The 21050-nt window shown below is 68.4% G+C and carries 17 protein-coding genes, 1 tRNA gene and 1 other RNA gene; 10 read left to right on the forward strand and 9 right to left on the reverse strand.

Going from position 1 to position 21050, the window contains the following annotated elements:
• The first annotated feature begins 32 nt into the window (after positions 1-32).
• The 3 genes from ABIB25_RS13705 (at position 33) to ABIB25_RS13715 (ending at position 3384) form a co-directional block, all read left to right on the forward strand.
• Complete coding sequence (locus ABIB25_RS13705; RefSeq protein WP_502919808.1) at positions 33-1259, forward strand: MFS transporter; 1227 nt, start codon at positions 33-35, stop codon at positions 1257-1259.
• 82 nt (positions 1260-1341) lie between these two features.
• Positions 1342-1953 (forward strand): hypothetical protein, encoded by a 612-nt coding sequence (locus ABIB25_RS13710; protein ID WP_354529012.1) that lies wholly within the window; start codon positions 1342-1344, stop codon positions 1951-1953.
• A gap of 105 nt (positions 1954-2058) precedes the next feature.
• On the forward strand, positions 2059-3384 hold the full coding sequence (locus ABIB25_RS13715; RefSeq protein WP_354529013.1) for an alpha-hydroxy-acid oxidizing protein: 1326 nt from the start codon (positions 2059-2061) through the stop codon (positions 3382-3384).
• Here the strand turns inward: ABIB25_RS13715 and atzF are convergent.
• Genes atzF through ABIB25_RS13740 form a run of 5 tightly spaced genes read right to left on the reverse strand, consistent with a single transcriptional unit; the run spans position 3299 to position 10068 of the window.
• A complete protein-coding gene (atzF, locus tag ABIB25_RS13720) occupies positions 3299-5089 on the reverse strand; it encodes an allophanate hydrolase (protein WP_354529014.1) in 1791 nt (596 codons plus the stop codon). The genes ABIB25_RS13715 and atzF overlap by 86 nt on opposite strands.
• Positions 5086-7152 (reverse strand): 5-oxoprolinase/urea amidolyase family protein, encoded by a 2067-nt coding sequence (locus ABIB25_RS13725; protein ID WP_354529015.1) that lies wholly within the window; start codon positions 7150-7152, stop codon positions 5086-5088. The genes atzF and ABIB25_RS13725 overlap by 4 nt, the downstream gene beginning before the upstream one ends.
• A complete protein-coding gene (locus ABIB25_RS13730) occupies positions 7149-7805 on the reverse strand; it encodes an urea amidolyase associated protein UAAP2 (protein ID WP_354529016.1) in 657 nt (218 codons plus the stop codon). Before ABIB25_RS13730 ends, ABIB25_RS13725 begins: the two co-directional genes overlap by 4 nt.
• Positions 7802-8527 (reverse strand): urea amidolyase associated protein UAAP1, encoded by a 726-nt coding sequence (locus ABIB25_RS13735; protein WP_354529017.1) that lies wholly within the window; start codon positions 8525-8527, stop codon positions 7802-7804. Before ABIB25_RS13735 ends, ABIB25_RS13730 begins: the two co-directional genes overlap by 4 nt.
• Entirely contained in the window at positions 8524-10068 is a 1545-nt protein-coding gene (locus tag ABIB25_RS13740) for an amino acid permease (RefSeq protein WP_354529018.1), read from the reverse strand. The genes ABIB25_RS13735 and ABIB25_RS13740 overlap by 4 nt, the downstream gene beginning before the upstream one ends.
• Positions 10069-10435: 367 nt before the next feature.
• On the opposite strand from ABIB25_RS13740, the gene ABIB25_RS13745 reads away from it, so the two are divergent.
• Positions 10436-12070: an ABC-F family ATP-binding cassette domain-containing protein gene (locus tag ABIB25_RS13745; RefSeq protein WP_354529019.1), complete on the forward strand. Its 1635-nt coding sequence runs from the start codon at positions 10436-10438 to the stop codon at positions 12068-12070.
• Positions 12071-12085: 15 nt separating this feature from the next.
• Here the strand turns inward: ABIB25_RS13745 and ABIB25_RS13750 are convergent, their stop codons facing one another.
• The 4 genes from ABIB25_RS13750 to ABIB25_RS13765 all read right to left on the reverse strand — a co-directional run bounded on the left by ABIB25_RS13750 (position 12086) and on the right by ABIB25_RS13765 (position 13481).
• Complete coding sequence (locus ABIB25_RS13750; RefSeq protein ID WP_354529020.1) at positions 12086-12289, reverse strand: hypothetical protein; 204 nt, start codon at positions 12287-12289, stop codon at positions 12086-12088.
• Between the two features lie 7 nt (positions 12290-12296).
• The gene (locus ABIB25_RS13755) at positions 12297-12884 is read right to left on the reverse strand and encodes an SRPBCC domain-containing protein (protein ID WP_354529021.1); all 588 of its coding nucleotides are present in this window, start codon (positions 12882-12884) and stop codon (positions 12297-12299) included.
• A gap of 33 nt (positions 12885-12917) precedes the next feature.
• Positions 12918-13256, reverse strand: a complete 339-nt coding sequence (locus ABIB25_RS13760) for an ArsR/SmtB family transcription factor (protein WP_354529022.1) — start codon at positions 13254-13256, stop codon at positions 12918-12920.
• Positions 13257-13395: 139 nt separating this feature from the next.
• Positions 13396-13481, reverse strand: a tRNA-Ser gene (locus ABIB25_RS13765).
• Between the two features lie 1140 nt (positions 13482-14621).
• On the opposite strand from ABIB25_RS13765, the gene ABIB25_RS13770 reads away from it, so the two are divergent.
• The 6 genes from ABIB25_RS13770 (at position 14622) to ABIB25_RS13795 (ending at position 21033) form a co-directional block, all read left to right on the forward strand.
• Entirely contained in the window at positions 14622-14957 is a 336-nt protein-coding gene (locus ABIB25_RS13770) for a hypothetical protein (RefSeq protein WP_354529023.1), read from the forward strand.
• Positions 14958-15025: 68 nt separating this feature from the next.
• Positions 15026-15124: signal recognition particle sRNA small type (ffs, locus tag ABIB25_RS13775), an RNA gene on the forward strand.
• Between the two features lie 536 nt (positions 15125-15660).
• On the forward strand, positions 15661-18294 hold the full coding sequence (locus ABIB25_RS13780) for a DNA polymerase III subunit gamma and tau (RefSeq protein ID WP_354529058.1): 2634 nt from the start codon (positions 15661-15663) through the stop codon (positions 18292-18294).
• A gap of 158 nt (positions 18295-18452) precedes the next feature.
• Complete coding sequence (locus tag ABIB25_RS13785) at positions 18453-19379, forward strand: dihydrodipicolinate synthase family protein (RefSeq protein ID WP_354529024.1); 927 nt, start codon at positions 18453-18455, stop codon at positions 19377-19379.
• Complete coding sequence (locus ABIB25_RS13790; protein WP_354529025.1) at positions 19376-20575, forward strand: NAD(P)/FAD-dependent oxidoreductase; 1200 nt, start codon at positions 19376-19378, stop codon at positions 20573-20575. The genes ABIB25_RS13785 and ABIB25_RS13790 overlap by 4 nt, the downstream gene beginning before the upstream one ends.
• Before the next feature lie 89 nt (positions 20576-20664).
• On the forward strand, positions 20665-21033 hold the full coding sequence (locus ABIB25_RS13795; RefSeq protein ID WP_502919816.1) for an allophanate hydrolase-related protein: 369 nt from the start codon (positions 20665-20667) through the stop codon (positions 21031-21033).
• Positions 21034-21050 lie beyond the last annotated feature (17 nt).

The following is a 21050-nucleotide window of genomic DNA, read 5'->3' on the forward strand; positions in this document are numbered from 1 at the left end:
AGCAGCGTGGCCTGCGCGGGACGGGTGGCAAGATGGCGGTAGTGAGCCCAGCTACCGATTCCCGCACCAGGTCGGCCCACGCAAGTGGCTTCTGGGTCGTCGCGCTCGCCTTCACGGCCGGCATGGCGTTCTCCACCGTCCCGACGCCGCTGTACTCGCTCTACCAGGAGCGGGACGGCTTCTCGACCGCGGTCATCACGGTGATCTTCGCGTGCTATGCGATCGGCGTGCTGGTCAGCTTGTTCCTGGCCGGCCACGTCTCGGACTGGCTGGGCCGACGTCGACTGCTGATGGCCGGTCTCCTGGTGGAGACGATCTCCGGCGTCCTCTTCCTGGTCTGGACGGCGCTGCCGGGACTGCTGCTCGCAAGGGTGATCTGCGGTATCGGGGTCGGTCTGATCACCGCAACCGCCACAGCCCACCTGGGAGAACTGGACGCGGCGGCGCGACCGGGAGCCTCCCGCACCAGAGCTGATCTGGTGGCCACCGCGGCCAACCTCGGCGGGTTGTCACTGGGCCCGTTGATTGCCGGTGCGCTGGCCCAGTACGTCGCCTCTCCGCTCGAAATTCCCTACTGGGTCTTCATCGTCCTGATGGCCGCGGCGATCGTCGGTCTGCTGACCGTCCCGGAGACGGTCGCCATTCACCATCGAACCTATCGACCACAACATGTTTCGGTGCCGCCGGACAGCCGTCGGCAGTACTTCGACGCGGCTGCGGTCGCCTTCGTCGCGTTCGCCGTGATGGGCCTGTTCACCGGGCTCGCCGCCAGTTTTGTGGCCGGCACGGTGCACCAGACCTCCCACCTGATGGCCGGCCTGCCGGCGTTCCTGGTCTTCTTCTGCGCGGCCGCGGCTCAGATCCTACTCGGACGCCGCGAGCCGTCGAACTTGTTCGTGATCGGATTACCGCTGCTGGCAGTGGGTCTGGTGGTCGTCACCGTCGGCGTATGGGTGCCGAGCCTCGCGCTGTTCCTGCTCGGTGGTGCGCTTTCCGGTGCCGGTGTCGGTCTGCTGTTCAAGGGGGCGATGTCGAGCGCCGCCGGGCTCGCCGCTCCGGAGGCGCGCGGCGAGGCGGCGGCCGGTATCTTCCTGGCCGCCTACGTCGGCCTGACCGTCCCGGTGGTGCTGGTGGGTGTGGCGACCCGCCTGGTGACGCTGCCCTCGGCCATGACGGGTTTCGCGATCGCCATCATGCTGGCCTGCGGGGCAATGGGTCTGCGGCTGAGGCAGAGTCGTTCGGTCGCGGCCTTGGTCTGAAGCTGCACTTTCTCCGAGCAGAACCGCGAAGACGACGAACCCGTCCGAGGGTGGCGCGGCTGACGAGGAGGGAGTGATGGGCATGGTGCGTTCTTCGACTCCGGAATGGGCGACTGTTGGTGCGGACGTACGGATCCGTGCGTTCGGTATTCCGGCACGGATGCGGTACGTGCTGCTGATGGTGGGAACGGCCCTCGGTGCGGGTTCGATCGTGGTCGGGGGAATTCGACACGGCTGGCCGTCGTGGACCGGCGGTCTTGACTCGCTGTTCGGTCTGGTCTTTGCCGTCGGTATGACGATGTTCTTCGTGCTGGCCCTCCCGCTCGTGATGAGCCGGCGCACCGTCGTGCTGGGTCCGGCGGGCGTGGCCTGGTTCGGCCCGGGGAGTCGATCGGTGCAGATCCTGTGGACCGATGTGGCAGCAGTCAGGTCGACCGTGGTCGTTCAGCATCCGCTGATCGGTGTGCGCCGCCGGAAAGGACGCCTGCTGTCACTCGACATCCACCCGGTCGCAGCGGGATTCGGCGGCCGGCACCCGGAGGTCCAGTCGTTCCGCGACCTGCCGGGGGCGGAGGGCTTCTACCGGATCACCGTCGGTCCCGCCGTGGGCCGCAAGACGCGCCGACTCGATGACGCACTCCGACGACATGCTGCGGCCTCCTACCGGCCCTCTGCGGTACAGGATCGACCGTGAGGCCTGTGTCCGGCCCCTGCCCCCGGGCGGAGAGGGGAGCGGCTCACTAGGCTGAACCGGTCGGGTGATCGCCCGAGACCGGGTGGACCGGGGTAAGGGGTCGAGATGGCGAAGCCGTTGCTGAGCAACATGTCCGGGCGGATCCGTCAGGGTCTGATCTACGCCGACGGTGTTGTCGGTCGTCCCCCGGCGGTGCCGACCGACTGGCCGTCGCTGGACCGGGCCGCCCGCCACAAGCTGTCCCGGAGGGCATATGCCTACGTCGCCGGTGGGGCCGGTCTGGAGGGCACCGTCCGGGCGGACCGGGCCGCGTTCGATCGGTGGGAGCTGTCGCCGCGGGTGCTGCGGGACGTGTCGGTCCGCGACTCGGGTGTCGAGATCTTCGGCCGGCGGATACCGTCACCCATCCTGCTCGCGCCGGTCGGCGCTCTCGGTCTCGTCCGCCGTGGCGCGGATGTCGAGGTGGCCACAGCTGCTGCAGCCCTGGGTGTTCCGTACATCTTCTCGAATCAGGCCTCGCAATCGATGGAGGACTGCGCAGCCGTGATGGGTGATGCGCCGAGGTGGTTCCAGCTCTACTGGAGTACCTCGGACGAGCTGGTGGCGAGCCTGGTCAAGCGTGCCGCTGTGGCGAAGTGCGAGGCGATCGTCGTCACGCTCGACACCACGATGTTGGGGTGGCGCCCGCGAGACCTCAACCTCGGGCACCTGCCGTTCGCATTCGGCGAAGGGCTGGCCCAGTACACCAGCGACCCGGTGTTCGCCTCGATCGTGGCCAGCCGTCCTGACGGGCCAACAACCCGGCCGATGCTGCGGGATCTCCCGGCGGCGCTCCGGGCACTGGGGGCGATCTCCCATCGTCATCCCGGACGGTTCCTGGACAACCTCCGATCCTCCGTACCGCGCGCCTCGGTGCAGACCTTCCTCGAGGTGTACTCGCGGCCTTCCCTGACGTGGGAGAACCTGGCGCTGCTCAGGGAACTCACGTCGCTGCCGGTGGTGCTCAAGGGTGTCCTGCACCCGGACGATGCCCGCCGCGCTGTTGATGAGGGGATCGACGGGTTGATCGTGTCCACCCACGGAGGCCGCCAGGTCGACGGTGCACGAGGGTCGCTCGACTGTCTGCCGGACGTCGTCGCCGCCGTCGACGGGCGCATCCCGGTGCTGATGGACAGCGGCGTCCGGAGCGGCGCGGACATCGCCAAGGCGATCGCGCTCGGCGCCCGCGCCGTGTGCGTCGGGCGGCCGTACGTCTACGGGCTGGGGTTGGCCGGAGCGCGCGGGGTCTCCGAGGTGGTGCAGAACCTCGCGGCCGAGTTCGATCTGACCATGGGGCTCTGCGGCCTCACCGCGCCCGCCCAGTTCGGCCGGCACTCGCTGGTGGAAGCGCGCAGGCAGCGAGATAGGCGGCCCAGCCGCCGAACTCGGTGATGTCGTCGCCGTCCAGCGCGGCCTGCTGGGAGCAACCGAAACCCACCACCCAGCTGCCGTCGGAGAGCTCGACGCTGGTCAGGCTCATCGGGGCGGGAAGGGCGGCGACGAATGCACCGAGGCCGGCTGGCGAGATGAGCCATTTCTCCCCGGCAATACCCCGGCCCTGTCCGGGAATCACCCGCACCAGACCAGGTTTGGGCGGCAAGGTGTCCAACGCGATCAGACGGTAGGCGTTGCTGGTGCTGACCGTGTCGACGAATCTTGCGCCCAGGTCCTCCAGTTGGCCGTTGAGCGGTTGCCCGCGGAGATGGGCACCGAATACCGTCAGTGGAATCCCGTTGTCCGGCAGCACGTCTGATCCTGACGTGCCGAGATCCAGGAAGCGCGCCGCGAGGTCGAGGGCCACCTGGTCGTGGAAGGCCGGGACCACCACCATCACGCCGAACGGTGCGCCTGCGGCAGTTCCGGCCGGAAAGGCCACTGCGGCCATGTCCAGCAGATTGCAGAAGTTGGTGTAGGTCCCCATTCTCCGATTGATCCCGAGCGGATCGGCCTGCACGTCGGCGATGGTCGGGTGTTCGGTGGTGGTCGGCAGCAGCAGACCGTCGAAGCCGGAAAGTGTCCGTGCCGCAGCTGCTCTCGCCTCGAGCAGAGCCTGCAGATCGTCGATGACGGCCGGACCGCCGACCGTCCCGGCCTCCAGGATGATGCGCGACACGGTGGGATCGGCCCCTGCTGGGCCGGTGGCCATGAACTTCCCGACCGCCGAGTATCGCTCCGCAACGATCGCGCCGTCGTAGAGCAGAAGGGCAGCCTGAAGAAGGCCGGAGATGTCGACCGTTTCCAACTGCACCCCGGACGCGACGAGTCGCTCGACGTAGGCGCTGAACGCGTGGCGGTAGCCGGGGTCCAGCACCTCCAGATCGACGTCACGAGGGACTGCCACCCTGGGCCGCGCCGGCGCAGCCAGCGGCACTTCGGCCGGCCACCTCCGGCTGCGGGGATCGGCGGGGTCGTGCCCGGTCATCACCCGAAGTGCTCTCTGCGCCAACGGTAATCCGGCCGCGAAGACCGTCACGCAGTCGTAGTCGGCGCAGGCCGGCAGGACTCCCGTGTTGGGGACCAGCCCCAAGGTCGCCTTGAGGCCGATCAACCCGTGGAAGGCGGCCGGAACGCGACCGGAACCGGCGGTGTCGGTACCGATGCCGAGGTCGGCGATGCCGAGGGCCACCGCGACCGACGATCCGGAACTCGAGCCGCCGGACACCCTCTCCGGGTCCCACGCGCAGCGGACCGCGCCGTAGGGCGAACGGGTGCCCACCAGACCGGTGGCGAACTGGTCCATGTTGGTCTTGCCCAGGACGATGGCGCCGGCGTCGATCAGCCGGGCGATCGCGGTGGCGGTGCGCACCGGTTGGAAGGTGAACTCCGGGCACGCGGCGGTGGTCGGCAGACCTGCCACGTCGATGTTGTCCTTGACGGCCACGAGCAGGCCTGCCAGCGGAAGGGTCTGGCCGGCCGACACTCTCGCGTCGATCAGGGCCGCTTCGTGGAGGACCTCCCGCTCGTCGCGCAGGGTGATCCAGACCTCCGGACGGTCGACCGAGACAATGCGCTGGTAGGCGCTGCGAACCCGTTCGACAGCAGGGAGATCCGGTGCGATCGGTGCGGCGACGACGAAGGTCGGGAGGGTCCTCGTCATGCGTTCCACCGGTTCCTCTCGGCCTGGAACGCTGCCTGACGGGTGCCGCGCAGCGCCGCGATCTCGGTGGCGTGCTCTGATTCGATCCGTGCCACCTCGGCGAGCGAGAACTGTGCCGCTCTGGTGTGCAGATCGGTTCGTCCGGAGAGGATGTCGGCCCGGGTATCTTCCAGCTCCTCGGCGCTCACCGGAGTGAAATGCAGCCGATCGAACTGCCGGAGCAGCCAGGGCTGCGGGTCCCGTTCCGGTTCGTCCGGCAGGAGTCGCCAGACCGGTACGGTCCGGCCGACGAGCTGATACCCACCGGGACCCTCCATGCCGTAGACGCAGAGGTAGATGCCGCCGATGCCGACGGCGTTCTGCGGTGTCCACGTGCGGGCCGGGTTGTACTTGGTGGTGACCAACCGGTGCCGTGGGTCGATCGGGACCGCCACCGGAGCACCGAGATACACATCCCCGAGCCCGACGACCAGATACGTTGCCGCCGTGACGATGTCGAAGACGGTGTCGCGGACAGGCAGGTCGTTCATCCGCCGGATGAACTCGACGTTGTCCGGGCACCAGGGGGCGTCGGGATTGACCGAGCGTTGGTAGCGCTCCATGGCCTCGTGGGCGAGCGGATGATCGAACGCGATCGGTAGGGCGACCTCCCGGACGTCCAGCACCACCTCGGTCGGATCCACGACCCGGCCTGCCATCTCGGCGAGCAGGCCGGCGAGAACGGTGGGCCTCAGGACGGTGTCGTCGACCGCAACCAGCAGTGAGCGAACACCCTCGACGATCTCGACGACCCCGCGAGGTCGATCCGCCCGGAGGGCACCGGCCAGCAGGTGGATCCACATCCGTACCGTCAGGTCGAACTCCACGTTGCCGGCCTCGACGAGCACGTGCCGGTCACCGGCCAGGCGCACGGTGAGGTCCGGCCGATGCCCGGCAGCCGGGAGTGCGGCCAGCGGCGCCGGAAGCGCCGTCTTCAAGTTCGGTCCGCTTCCTGGATCGACGTCGACTCTGCCTGGATCGATGTGGACTGCGGGGACAGCACGGCCGATCCCGGCCAGGAAGGCACGGCGGGCGGCGATGGCGGCGTCGGCGACGTCCAGGGAGACCGGCACCAGTTCGACCTGATCACCGGGCCGCAGCTGTCCGAGCATCCAGCGGTCGGCGCCGATCACCACGCACGGCACCACGAAGCCGCCGAGACTGGGCCCATCGGGCCCGACGATCACCGGAGTGTCGCCGGACAGCATGATTCCGCCGACAGGATAGGCGGAATCGTGCACGTTCGAGGGGTGCAGCCCGGCTTCACCGCCGTCGGGCCTGGCCCACAGCGGAATCGGGCCGAGCAGGCGTACGCCGGTCCGGTCGGATCGATGGTCGACGGTCCATTCGCCCCCGAACAGCGCGTCAGCACCCTCCGGGGTGAGGTGCACCGGTGCACCATGCGGACCCAGCATCACCCGGATCTTCCACGACGAGGTGAGCACCGGCAGTGCAGCGCGGTGTACCGGGAGGACGGTAGCGGAGTCGTTCCGCTGCAGAATGTCTCCGCGCCTCAGTGGTCGTCCGGAGAACCCGCCGAACTTCCCGAGGATGAACGTCGAACGGCTGCCGAGCACGACCGGCACCCCGAGTCCGCCCCGGACGGCGAGGTAGCCGCGCATGCCAGGGCCGGCCAGCTTGCCCATGTCCAGAACGGCGCCATCTGGGACGACGGTGGCCACCCCCGGGACGACCGGCAGACCGTCGACGGTGGCCGCCACTGCTGCGCCGGCCACGCAGATCACCGATTCCCCGGAGAAGCGCAGCACCGGGCCGACCATCACGCACTCCAGACCCGCGTCACCGGAATTGTTGCCGACGACCAGACCCGCGATGGCGAAGGAGAAGTCGTCGAACGCGCCCGACGGCGGCACCCCCACATCCCACCGGCCCGACCGTCCGGCCAGGTCCTGGACCGTCGTCTGGATACCGGGTCTGACGACCTCGATCGTCACACTTCCCGGCAATGCGGCGGTCTCCTCGCCGAATACTTCTTGACCCGGTTCGAACAGCGACGTCGTCACTTGTCCCACCAGCCCAGTAGCTGGACTGGTGTGGGATTCCAGCCGTTGCAGGGGTTGTTGAGCTGGGGGCAGTTGGAGATCAGCACCAGGATGTCCATGGCCGCCTCGATCTCCACGTACTTGCCGGGCGCGGACAGCCCGTCGGCGAAGGTCAGCCCGCCGTCCGGCGTCACCGGCACGTTCATGAAGAAGTTGATGTTGTGACCGAGCTGACGCTGTCCGATTCCGGCTGCCGCACCGTATTTCAGGAAGGTCTGACGGCAGGCGTGCTGGTGGCGGGTGTGTTCGCCGTAGCGGATCACGTTCGACTCCTGAGCGCAGGCGCCGCCGATGGTGTCGTGCCGGCCGCAGGTGTCGGCCACGATGGTGGCCAGCAGATCGCCACGGCCGGACAGCAGTCGCGAGCCGGTGGTCAGGTAGACCCCGGCCTGCTCGCGGACCGTATCAAATGCGCTGTAACGGTTGTCGATGTCGGAGGCGTCGTAGAAGAGGGTGTCGGCAGCCTGGTTGCCGTCCAGGTCGACGATGCGGAAACGACCACCGGCCGGGATGGTGCCGAGGAAGCCGTCGCCGGCCCCGACCACGGTGTCCAGCACCGCTGTCTCCGGATCCATCGTGCTGTCGGTCAGCGTGTGGGCGAGAACGCCGGTCATGCGAACGCCTTTCGGGTCTGTTCGAGCGCGCGGGCACTCTCGGCGCGGAATGTCGCGGATGGGTCGGCGTCGTCCCACGGGTCGGCAATCCCGACGTCCGCACGGACGCCGGCCGGATCGAACGTAGGCGACTGGTCGAGTGGATGGGGCGTGGTAGCGAGGACGATCAGCAGATCCTGCTCGGCGCGTAGCGTGACGTGGTCGCCGACGACGGACGCGTTCGACTGGAAGCTCAAGGAGCACAACGGATCCAGCGACGAGGTGACCTTGGAGAAGAAGTTGACGGTGCCGTGCAGATCCGCCTCGCCCATGCCGTACTTCGCCAGTTCCACCAGGAACAGCTCGCGGGCGCTGCGGTGCCAGGAGTTCCGGTCGTGCTGGTAGTCGGTGGGGGTGAAGCGGTCCAGATCGGCGGCGCGGGTGAAGCCACACAATGCGTCGTGCCAGTCAACCGAGGAGGCGATCACCGACGCCAGAGCGAGGCCCCGGTCGCTCATCAACACGACCGGCGGCAGGATGCGGGCGGTCATCTGCGCTTTGAGCGTGTCCGGCAGATTCATCCGGTCGAGCCGGTCGGCAGCGAAGACGAGGGTCGACACGTTGGCACCGTCGCCCGTGGTCGTCAGCGTCAGCGTCCGGCCGGCCCTGATCGAAACGGACCATGCTGCGCCGCCCGGGATCTCGTGCGAGAACAGTGGAGTCTGCGAGAACAGTGGAGTCATCGGGCGGACACCTGATCCGTGTGTCCGATGGCGGCGCGGTAGGCCTTCTTCTTGGCGGTGAACACCAGGAAGCCACCGCCGAGGGCCACGGCGATGCAGACCAGGGCGAAGTTCTGCAGCACTGAGCTGTCGCCCGAGGGGTTGTAGACGGCGGGTCGCGGCCAGGCCAGGTTGACCATCATGGCCACACCGAACAGCACCGCGATCAGGTTGATCACGAAGCCGAACCGGCCGAGGCTGAACAGGGGCCGGCCGGTCTCGTCCATGGTCGCGCGTTCGGCAGCACTGCGCTCCCAGGTGCCGTTGATGCGACGGATCAGCATCGGCACGGTGACCATCAGGTAGGCCAGGTAGAGCAGCACGATGCAGACGCTGGTCAGGGCGGTGAACACGCCGGTGTTGCCGAGGTTGACCACCAGCAGGGCGACGGCCAGCACCCCGACGACCACCGCAGCCACCGCGGTGGCGCCGTTCTTCGAGACCTTGCCCAGCTTCTTGGAGAACGGAAGCACCTCGTCGCGCGACATCGAGAAGATCATCCGGGTGGTGGCCGTCTGGATGGCAAGGGTGCAGACGAAGGCGGCGAGGACGACGTCGGCGAGGAACACCCTGCCGAGGGTATCGCCCAGCCGGCTGGTGATCACGTAGGCAAGCCCCTGACCTGCGATGTTCGGATCGTTGGCCTCGGGGGAGGCCATCAGGGCGCCGACCAGGATCAGGGTGCCGCCGGCGGCCGAGATGGTGAGCGCGCGGATGATGGTGCGCGGTGCGGTCCGTCGCGGGTTGTGCGTCTCCTCGGACAGCTCGCCGGCCGAGTCGAATCCCACCATCACGTACGCCGCCATCAGCGACGCGACCAGGAGTGAGCCGAACAGCGTGCCGGAGAGTCCCGAGGTGTTGAGAACGATGCCGGGCCCGCGCTTCGCATGGGAGAACAGGGCGATCGACAGGAGGACGACGCCGATGATCTCGGCCGTCACACCGATGGAATTCACGATGGCCATCACCCGGACGGCCGCCGCATTGATGATGGTGGTGATGGTCAGGACGATGACGCCCAGGATGACCGCATTCGTCGCCCCGGTGGAGGTGTTCAGGAATGGGCTGCCGCCGACCAGCTGGAATCCGGACCAGATCTCGGGGAGGACGGCCTGCATCGCAATGGCCGCCGCGGCGACCGTCACGATCTGGGCCAGAATCATCGTCCAGCCGGCGAACCAGCCGACGACGTGGCCACCCAGTCGGCGTGACCACTGGTAGATGGCACCTGAGATCGGATATCGCGCAGCGAGTTCCGCGAAACACATGGCCACCGTCAACTGGCCGAGGAACACCGCCGGCCACGTCCAGAAGAAGACCGGGCCGGCAAACGAATAGCCGAAGCCGAACAATTGGAAGATGGTGGTGAGAATGGAGACGAAGGAGAACCCCGCCGCGAACGATGCATAGGTGCCGATGGATCGGTGGAGCTGCTGTTCGTATCCGAACTCTTCGAGGTCGGCAGATGCGCGCGGATCCGTACCCAGAGCGATAGTGGTCATGGTGGAGACTCCTGTGGTGGACAAGAGGCCCACGACGACGCCGGCGGGGGCCACAAGATGGCCTCCCGGGCTTTTATCCCGCCGTGGAGCACTTCCCTCTGACCTTCGTCAGGGAGAACTGCCTGCATCTCTCGGTCGCAGCCCGCTAACAGCGGCCCTGGCAGCACAGCTGCCACAACCATCGGAAACGGCGGAACCCTAGACGCGCCTCGTTGTCTTTGAACGAGTCATGTCTGAGCAAACCGGTCACCTGTTTCCACTGCGGTCACCTCCGGTTTCATCTGCGTGTCGGCCCGTCGAAATGGGGAAACGTCAGGGAAACAATGTCGGCGCCAGTCTGCGGTGGAAGCTGGCATCATCTCCCTCTGTGAGTGCAACCCTGCTGGCCCGTGATCTGGGCGCCGCCCACGGCGAGAAGACCCTGTTCTCCGGTCTCGATCTGGTGGTCGCGCCGGGTGACGTGGTCGGCCTGGTCGGCGTCAACGGGGCGGGGAAATCCACCCTGCTGCGACTGCTGGCCGGTGTCGACACCGCCGAGACCGGTCGGGTGTCGCTCAGCCCGCCGGACGCCACGGTCGGCTACCTGCCGCAGGAGGTCGAGCGGCCGGACGGCGAGACGGTCGGAGGGCACCTGGCCCGGCGCACCGGGGTCGCGGCGGCCACCGCCGATCTCGAGGTGGCGACCCAGGCGTTGACCGAGGGCGCGGACGGCGCCGACGAGGAGTACTCGGTCGCGCTGGAGCGGTGGCTGTCCCTCGGGGGCGCCGACCTGGCCGAGCGGACCGAGGCGATGCTGGCCGATCTCGGCCTGGCCGTCGACGAGGCGATGCCGATGACCGGACTGTCCGGCGGGCAGGCCGCCCGTGTCGGGCTGGCCGCCCTGCTGCTGTCGCGGTTCGACGTACTCCTGCTCGACGAGCCCACCAATGACCTCGACCTCGACGGACTGGCCCGGCTAGAACGGTTCGTCACCGGTCAACGGGTGGGCATGGTGGTCGTCTCGCACGACCGGGAGTTCCTGGCCCGCTGCGTCACCTCGGTGGTGGAACTCGATCTGGCGCAGCAGAGCGTCGGTGTCTATGGCGGCGGTTATGACTCCTATCTGGCCGAACGTGAGGTGGGTCGTCGTCATGCCCGGGAGGCCTTCGAGGAGTACGCCGACCGCAAGTCGGGCCTGCAGGAGCGGGGCCGGATGCAGCGCGCCTGGTTGGACGCCGGACTTCGTAAAGCGACGAAGAAGAAGGACAACGACAAGATCGGTCGCAACTTCCGCGTCGAGCAGACCGAGAAGCAGGCCGCGAAGGCGCGTCAGACGGAGCGCCTGATCGAACGGCTTCCGGAGGTCGCCGAACCGCGCAAGGAATGGGAACTGCAGTATTCGATCCAGGCCGCACCTCGCTCCGGCACCGTCGTGGCGGTCGCCCGTGGCGCGATCGCACGTCGCGGAACGTTCACCCTCGGCCCCGTCGATCTGCAGGTGGACGTCGGTGACCGGATCGGGGTCACGGGTCCGAACGGCGGTGGGAAATCGACCCTGCTGGCCGTTCTTCTCGGTCGGCTGCCACTGGTGGCCGGCCACGCGAGCCTCGGGTCAGGGGTCGCAGTCGGGGAGGTCGACCAGGCGCGCGGTCTGCTCCTCGGTCCGTCCGGTCTGCTGCGCGCCTTCGGCGACCTGGTCCCGGACTGGCCGGAATCCGAGGTGCGCACGCTGCTGGCGAAGTTCGGTCTGCGGGCCGAACACGTGCTGCGTCCAGCAATCTCGCTGTCGCCCGGCGAGCGGACCAGAGCTGCGTTGGCCCTGCTGCAGGCCAGGGGCGTCAACCTGCTGGTGCTGGACGAGCCGACCAACCACCTCGACCTGGCCGCGATCGAGCAGTTGGAGCAGGCGCTCGAGGAGTACACCGGCACGTTGCTGCTGGTGACCCACGACCGGCGGATGCTCGACGCCGTCCACCTCAACCGCCGGTGGCACGTCGAGAATGGTGCAGTGCAGGAGATCTGACCGTGTTCTGCTGATTCACACAGGCTGTGGCACCCACCGGCCGAACCGGATGTCCCAGGTGACGGTGTCCACATCCAGGAGCGCCCGGACGACGGACTGATCTTCTGCTGTAGCCCTCCGCCCGTACTGCGCCACTTCGTCGGCGGGGACGGCCAGGATGGCCATCCGGTGGGCGCCGGGTTGATCCCCGGTGGCCGGCGGACCGGCCGCCGGTAACACGTCCGCCTCAGCGAGCTTCCCGAGAAAGGCTGCATGCTCGGCGAAGTCGGGGTGGGCGAAGATCGGGCCGTTGGTGGGAGCTGCCGGCCCGGCAGTGTGTCGGAACATCAGCCAGGTCGCATCCGGAGCGTGGGTTGCCGGGCCGGTTGCCTTTGGTCCATCCTGAAGTCTGCGCCTCCTGCGGGTTTACGGCCTGCGCACCGAACCGGCCGATGACGATGGGCGAGCCCTTCTCGTACCCGGCCCGGAAGCTGTCCGCATCGTCCGTCCGTTCCCAGCCCTGATGCTCCGGCGTGACCAGCGTGGCAGCCCTGCCCTCGGCGGTGTCGACCGATTCGAAGCGAACCCGCACCTCGGTGGCGCGTTCCGGTGCGCCACCCGGGCGCCAGCACAGTCTCAGCAGTGCGCCGGGTGCCCATTCCAGCACCTCGCCGCAGATCGACGTCTCCCCGGCCGCCGAGGTCTCGACCAGCCGGCCGTCGGCGAATTCGACCGTGCCGCCGTCACCGAAGACGCTGTGCCGTCCGGCCAATGACCACCACCGTCCGATCTGGGCGGTGAAGATCTCGAACGACAGGTCCGGATGGCCCGGCACCACGATCTGCCTGCTGACCGGTGCGAGTGACTGTCATGGCCGTTCCTTCCCTGGTGCCGGCTGCTGGCCGGACACATGATCGGCGAACGCCTCGAGGGCGTCCGTCCAGAACTGGGTCAACCATTGCTGAAGAGGGACAAGGGCTTCCGGGGCCAGGGCGTAGAGGTTTCTGGTCCCCACCGGCTGGTGGGTGACCAACCCGACATCGGACAGCACGCGCAGATGCTTGCTGACGGCCGGTCGGCCGATGGTCAGCCGTTCGGCGAGTTTGCCGACGGGCAGCGGACCGTCGCGGAGGTGCTGGACGATTTGCCGCCGCTGCGGGTCACCCAGTGCATCGAGGATGGACTCTGCCATTGAATGGTTACTCATGAGCAACCGTTACTCTAGGGCAACCGATGGCTCGCGGCAAGACCTTCGACGGTGATCGGTGATGACGGGTGGTCGCGCCGGGCGTGGAGCGCAGAACAGCCCCTGTCCTGCGTGGTGCAGGTCAGGGGCTGTTTGCCGGCGGAGGATAGGGGATTTGAACCCCTGAGGGCGGTTAACCCAACACGCATTCCAAGCGTGCGCCATAGGCCACTAGGCGAATCCTCCGGGATGAACTATACCGGTGGTGTGGGGTTGCCTCCGACCACCGTGGGCCGGCAAGGGGCCGGAGCGGGCCCGGACCGTCTGATGGATGGTGCGCCGGATCCACCGTTCCTGGGGACCCGCTGGTGCGGGTCGGGTCGACAACATGATGCGAACCGGCTCGGATCGAGTCACTGGAGCGAGAAAATTGTTGCTTCTCCGGCCGATCGGCATCAGCACTGGCAACGTTCCCACGCGGTGCCCGTCCGCCTGATAAGACCCGGTTCTCCGGTACCGGGTGGGTAGAGGTCGACCCGCCGGGCCTGGCCGCTGGGGCCGTCGTCATGAAAGTGGCTGTGGCCGTCGTCATGAAAATCGGCGCCGGACGGTTCTTCGGTGTCCGAACCGCCGTCGTGATTCTGCCGTCTTCGTCATGTTCAGCTGACACGGGAGCGTGAATCCCCGACCCCGAAACACGGATACAGCCAAACGATCTCGGCCCCCCGGGCGACTCGATCGAGGGGTCTTCCGCGTCCAGGGCGGTGAAACCGAGCGTTGGCGCGGAGGTCTCTTCACTCTCCGAAACCGATTCATTACCAGAACATTCTGAGCGGGGTGGGGTCGGAGACGACTGGCGACCTCCGAAGGTGTGTCCCGGCCGACGAAGTTGATCGGTCTTGAGGCATCATGTGTTTGACAGAGGGGCCGGGATTCGCCGAGCCGTTGATGTGGAGGCCGGTTTTGACGCAAATCAGGGTGCACGAGTTGGCTTCGGAACTGAATGTCAGCACCCAGCAAGTTCTCTCGTTTGTGGAAGAACTCGGGCGGAAGGTTCGTGGGCCGTCCACCGTCATCGGGGTATCTGTGGCGGCAAAGGTGCGCGGGCGATTCCGTGCACACAAGTCGGATGGCGGCGGCCCAGCGATTGCCCCGCTCCCAGTTGGTGCGGACCCCGTTGCGCCGGTTGTCGAGGAAGCCGGTACGGCCGCTTCGCCCGTTGGTGACTTGCCGGTAGCTCAGTCGCTGTTCCTGCCTCCGTTGGCATCGCCCGCTCGCCCAGCCGCCGACAGGTCCGCCGGTGTTTTCGTCGACCCGTTTGCGGTACCGACCGGTGCCGGCCCAGTTCGACCGGCTTCCCGTGCACAGGCTCCCACGCAGCGGACCGTGGTCGACCGTCTCGCGCAGGTTCCGCCACCGGTCCCGATCGTCGCGGAGGAGCCCGACCACGAGGCGGCCTGGGAGCAGCGGGGAATCAGTGCAGAGGACCGTGAGGTCTGGGTCGCCGCCGGTCTCCGCCTCACTGAAGCAGACCTGGCCGACCGGTGTCTGTCGGCCGACATCACCCCGGCCGAGCTGTCGATGAAGCTGTCCGGTCGCACCACCCTGCAGCGCTTGCGGGACGGCGAGGCCAGCACTTCGGTCTGGGCCCGCATTCGTGAGGCCGAACAGCAGCCGCGTCGGGCCGGCACCAAGCTCACCGGACGTTTCCAGCTCAGCTGAAATGTTCCGGGGGTGCGCCCGCACTCTCGTCGGCGGTCTGCGCGGACCGTGCGCGGCCGGTAACATGGTCGATGGACCCCCGCGGCGTCCATCTCATCAACCCCCCCAGGGCCGGAAGGCAGCAAGGGTCCGTGAGCTCTGGCGGGTGCGGGGGTCCCCTTCTTTGCCCGGACCCCTTCGGCGCATACAGGAATGCCCGGACCCCTTCGGCGTATGCAGGAATGCCCGGCGCATACGGATGTGCTCGAAAACCGCGGATTCGGGCTCCGATTGGGCAATTCTGTATGTGCAGCGCTGGTCGGGTGACGGCACGCCTGCCCAGCACAGCCCTCCCGACAGTTCCGGCGAGCCTGCGGCCCGCGTCACTGCAGTCTCTCCGCGCCGGCGGCCGTTGCAGTTCGGTTCCGAGGCACCCTCGCCCAGCACAGCCCTCCCGACAGTTCCGGCGAGCCTGCGGCCCGAGTCACTGCAGTCTCTCCGCGCCGGCGGCCGCTGCGGTTCGGTTCCGAGGCACCCTTCACCAGCACAGCCCTCCCGACAGTTCCGGCGAGCCTGCGGCCCGCGTCACTGCAGTCTCTCCGCGCCGGCGGCCGCTGCGGTTCGGTTCCGAGGCACCCTCGCCCAGCACAGCCCTCCCGACAGTTCCGGCGAGCCTGCGGCCCGCGTCACTGTCGGTGGGAACACGTACTCTCGGGCCGTGGCGTTGGCTCTGTATCGAAAATACCGACCGGCAACCTTCGCGGAGGTCGTCGGGCAGGAGCACGTCACCGAACCGCTGCGCACGGCCCTGGCCGCCGGTCGGATCAACCACGCCTACCTGTTCTCCGGCCCCCGCGGCTGCGGGAAGACGTCGTCGGCGCGCATCCTGGCCCGGTCCCTCAACTGCGTGCAGGGACCGACGCCCGATCCCTGCGGCGTCTGCCCGTCCTGCATCGCCCTCGCTCCCGAGGGGCCGGGTTCGCTCGACGTCATCGAGCTCGACGCGGCCAGTCACGGTGGCGTCAACGACACCAGGGACCTGCGTGATCGCGCCTTCTACATGCCGGCCGAGTCGCGCTACCGGGTGTTCATCATCGACGAGGCCCACATGGTCAGCAAAGAGGGCTTCAATGCCCTGCTGAAGATCGTCGAGGAACCGCCAGAGCACCTGATCTTCATCTTCGCGACCACCGAACCCGACAAGGTGCTGACCACCATCCGGTCGAGGACGCACCACTATCCCTTCCGGCTGATCCCGCCCGCGACCCTGCGCTCGTTGCTCGAGCGGTTGTGCGCCGAAGAGGGTGTCGTCGTCGAGTCCGCGGTGTTCCCGCTGGTGGTCCAGGCCGGTGGTGGTTCGGCACGTGATTCCCTGTCCATCCTCGATCAGCTGATGGCCGGCGCCGGCGACGACGGTGTCACCTACCGCCACTCGGTCGCGCTGCTCGGGGTCACGGACGCTGCGCTGCTGGACGAGATGGCGGATGCGCTTGCGGCTGGCGATGGTTCCTCGGTGTTCGGCGTCGTCGACAAGGTGGTGGAGGCCGGTCACGATCCGCGTCGCTTCGCCGCCGACCTGCTGCAGCGCATGCGCGACCTGGTGGTGCTCGGCGCAGTCCCCGATGCCGCCGGCAAGGGGCTGATCGACGCTCCGGAAGACCAGCTGGCCTTGATGTCGATTCAGGTCGAGAGGCTGGGCACCGCAACCGTTTCGCGATTCGCGGAGGTACTGCACACCGGTCTGGTGGAAATGCGCGGCACCACGTCACCGCGGTTGGTGCTCGAGCTGATGTGCGCCCGCATGCTGTTGCCGGCAGCTTCATTGGCGGACGGTGCCCTGCTGCAGCGGCTGGAGCGGATGGAACGCCGGATGTCCATCGCCGGGGAGGATCCAGGGCCGGGCACTGGCGAACAGGCTCGCGCGATCGTGCCCCCGCCGCCCGCGGTCCACGATCCGGCGCCGGTCGCTTCGAACTCGCCGGCTTCGAACTCGCCGGCTTCGAACTCGCCGGCTTCGAACTCGCCGATACCGAACTCGGCGCCGGCTGCCTCGAGAACGATGCTCGCGCCCCCGACCACCGCAGGCCTGCCGCCGTCCGGACGATCCGGGCCGCCCACGACTGCTGCACCGACCCGCGAGGCCCCACCAGAACCATCGGACCGTCAGTCGCAGCCGGTCGAACGTCCGGCTGCAGTGCCCGCGACGCCCGCAGCACAGGTTTCCCCGGAGCAGAGGTTCCGACGGGCCTCGCAGACCGGCGCTCCGATGAGCCCGGATGCCAGGCCGTCCGCTGCGCCGAGCGGGTCGTCGGGTGGGCGCCGGGAGCCTGGTTCGGCGAACGACCGTCAGCAGAGCGGCGGTCCGCCAGGGACCAGGCCGGCCACCGCGCCGAGCCTGGGATTGCCTGCGCCCCCGCGGCTCTCGGGGTCGAGGCCCACCCAGTCAGGCAAGCAGGCCGCGCCGGCGGTTCGATCCCAGAACAGCGCTGACGATCGTGCACCCTCAGGCACGCAAGGCCGAGCCGACCGCAGCCCGGCCCAGAGCACCCGGTCAGACCGTCCTCAGGCCGAGCGTCCGCAAGGCGAGCGTCCGCCAGGCGAGCGTCCGCCAGGCGAGCGTCCGCCAGGCGCACGTCCCCGGGCCGAACAGCCCACATCCGAACAGCCCACATCCGATCAGCCCACATCCGATCAGCCCGGATCCGATCAGCCCGGATCCGATCGGGCTGCTTCCGATCGGGCTGCTTCCGATCGGGCCACGGCAAGGCCGACTTCGGCGACCGCATCCCCACGCACCGAGCCCGCACGAACCGAGCAGGTCAGCGATTCTGCGCCGCCGGCCTCCACGGCAGCGCGTGCCGGCGACGTCGACGTGACCGATGTCCGTCGGGTCTGGAACGAGGTGCTCACGGCGGTCCAGCGTCACCGGCGCACCACGCAGATCCTGTTGGCGTCGGCCACGGTCGCGTCCGTCAGCGGGAGTGCGCTCCACCTGACGATGCCGGCCGCTGGTATGGCCCGCCGCGTGGTCGAACCGGCGAACGCCGACCTGCTCCGAGCGGCGCTCAAGGAGGTGCTGGGCGTCGACTGGGCCATCCGATGCGACGCCGCTGACGGACCGGCCGGTCAGGGGTCGGGTCCGGGTAACCGCCCGCCTCCTGGGCCCGCCGGGCCGCAGAACGGCCGCGTAGGCGGCCCGGTGTCCGACCTGATTCCTCCGCCTGATGAGGAGGAGATTCCCGACGACTACGGCGACGAGTTCGACCCAACCGCGCCGCGGGCGGCCGTGCGTGACCCGGAGGAAATGGCGATCGAGCTGCTGACCACCCAGCTCGGCGCCAAGCGACTCGAACCATGAGGGTGATCTGCGCCTCTTGACGAGGGCGGGTTTGATCTGGCCCACTGGGTGCAATCGTTTGCACCTTCGGCACACCTGCGGCACTCCGGCACGTCCGGTGTCCGGGGGTTCCGCCGACGTCGCTCTCCCGGCGGCGGACAGCGTGGGGGGAGTGGTTCGTGGATCGCAGAGATGTTTCCTGGCGCGGGTATTGGCCGGCGGCGCCGACTCCGTTCGACAGCGCCGGACATCTGGACGAGGACGCCCTCCGGCGCTTGATGGACCTCTACGTCCGTCAGGGCGTGCACGGGATCCTGGTCAACGGAAGTACGGGTGAATGGTTCAGCCAGACGCCCGCCGAGCGACGGGATGTCGCGCGTATCGCGGTATCAGAGGTGGCCGGACGTTGTCCGGTGGTGATCGGGGTGACGGCCTATACGGCTGCCGAGGCCATCGAACTGGCCCGCCACGCCGCGGAAATCGGCGCGGACGGCGTGCTGGCCACGCCGCCGCCGTACGTCCATCCGTCCGCGGACGAGACCTTCGCCTTCTACCGCGAGGTTTCCGGCGGCACCGACCTGCCGTTCATGGTCTACAACTGGCCACGCGGAGTCGCGGTCGACATGGGCCGGTACGACGGTCTGTTCCAGCGGCTGGCGGACCTGCCGCAGGTGGTAGCGATCAAGGACAGCACGGGCGACTGGCTGTCCATGATCTCGACCGTCGAGCAGTGCGCCGACCGGGTGGCAGTGTTCGGATCCTTCCTGCACCGGCGGGGACTGGCTGTCCTGCTCGGCGTCGGTGGCGATGGCAACATCGACGGCGGCGGCGTCGGCGCTCCCTACGCCGTGCCCTACTACGCGTGTGTCCAGGCCAAGGATCGGGACGGCGCCATCGCGTGGGTCGACCGGTACCAGAGCCTGTCCGGAAAGCTCATCAACCCTGACTACAGCGGGATCTTCGCCTCGCCGATCCCGCAGCTCAAGGCCGTCATGGCTCTTCTGGGGCAGCCGGGCGGACGGGTCCGCCCGCCACTGCTGCCGGTGATCGAACCGACCACGCTCGCTGCGATCCGCAAGGTCGTCGAGGAGTCCGGGATCGGATGAGCACTGCGGACGTCATCGTCATCGGCGCCGGCATCGTCGGCGCAGCGGTGGCCCACCGGGCTGCCACCCGCGGACTGAAGGTGGTTCTGCTCGAACGCGATGTGCCGGGTCGCCAGGGATCGGGCACGACTGCGGGCAACGTGCACATCCAGACGATCCACACCCGACGACCAGGACAGCAGGTGCCGGTCGACGTCCGCCGGCTGTTGCCGTTGCAGCGGGCGGCGCGCGAGCGGTGGGAGACCTGGGAGGAGGAGATCGGCGCGGTCGGATTCCGTCGATGCGGCGGTCTGATGGTGGCCGAGACCCCGCAGCAGCTCGAAGATCTGCACCGCAAACACCTCTGGGAGCGCGAGATGGGCATCGCCACCGAGGTTCTCGACGCGGAGCAGGCCAGGTCGGCGCTGCCCCTGCTCTCTTCGGCAGTGATCGGCGCCACCTGGTGCGGCTGGGACGGGTTCGCCGATCCGGCCCTGGTGACCCCCACCCTTGTCCGGCACGCGATCGGCGCCGGCGCCGTCCTGCGGGTCAACACACGGGTGCATGCCCTGCATCGCACCGATGGCGGATGGTTCGTCCAGGCCGGCGACGAGGTGTGGTCGGCGCCGGCCGTGGTGAACGCCGCCGGCCCGTGGATCGGGGAGATCTCCGGTCTGGCCGGCGCGCCGGTGGACATGTCGCCGACGGCCCTCCAGATGCACACGCTCGTCGCCGGTGGGCTGGCCCTGCCGTACGTGGTAGCGCATGTGGGAGAGGGTTTGTCGGTCAAGCAGACCGATGACGGCCAGATCATGGTCGGTGGTGGTTGGCCGGCCGGGCCGATGGGTCCTGACGGCCAGGCGGACGCCCGGCAGAGCAGTATCGAGGCGAATCTCGGCCAGGTGCGCCGGATCCTCCCGGCCATCGGTGCCCGCCCGCTCGACCGTGTCTGGACTGGACCCTTGGCCGCCTGTGCTGACGAGATGCCGGTGGTGGGCGAGGTTTCCCGGACGCCCGGGATGTTCGTCGTCGGCGGCACCTACTCGTTCACCTTCGCGCCGCTCTGGGGCGACCTGGTCGCGGATCTCGTCATGGGCATCGAGACGGTCCTCGAGATATCCGATCTCGGACCCGACCGACTGCTCGCCGGCGGCACAGGCCAGGATGACGGCACAGGCCAGGATGACGGCACAGGCCAGGATGACGGCGCAGGATGACGGCGCAGGATGACGGCGCAGGATAGGGCACACGTCCGGGATCAGCAGCAGGAACAGGGAAGAGGGAACCACTCGTGAGCACGATACGGATGTTCATCAACGGTCAGGCGCTGTCGGGCGGGTCGCTGCACCACGCCCTCGACGGGGGGACCCTGCTGGGCGCAGCCCTGACCGCGCCGCGGTACCGGTTCTTCTCCGTCCGCGACGAATTCCCCGGTCTGCACCCGGTCACCGAAGGCGGCGTGGCCGTGCTCGGCGAGCTCTACGAGGTCAGCTACGAACTGCTGCGGGAGTCGCTGCTGCCGCAGGAACCTGCCGAGTTGGAACTTGGCGTGATCGAGATGGGTGACGGGACCGGCTCGCTCGCCATGCGGATGCGCGCCGAGGCCCTCGGGCGCGATGACGTCGTCGACATCAGCGACGCCGGCGGCTGGCTCGCCCACCTCGCCGCTCGATGACGGCCGGCCCGGTGACG

It is taken from the genome of Nakamurella sp. UYEF19 (assembly GCF_040546275.1).
Taxonomy (GTDB): Bacteria; Actinomycetota; Actinomycetes; order Mycobacteriales; family Nakamurellaceae; genus Nakamurella.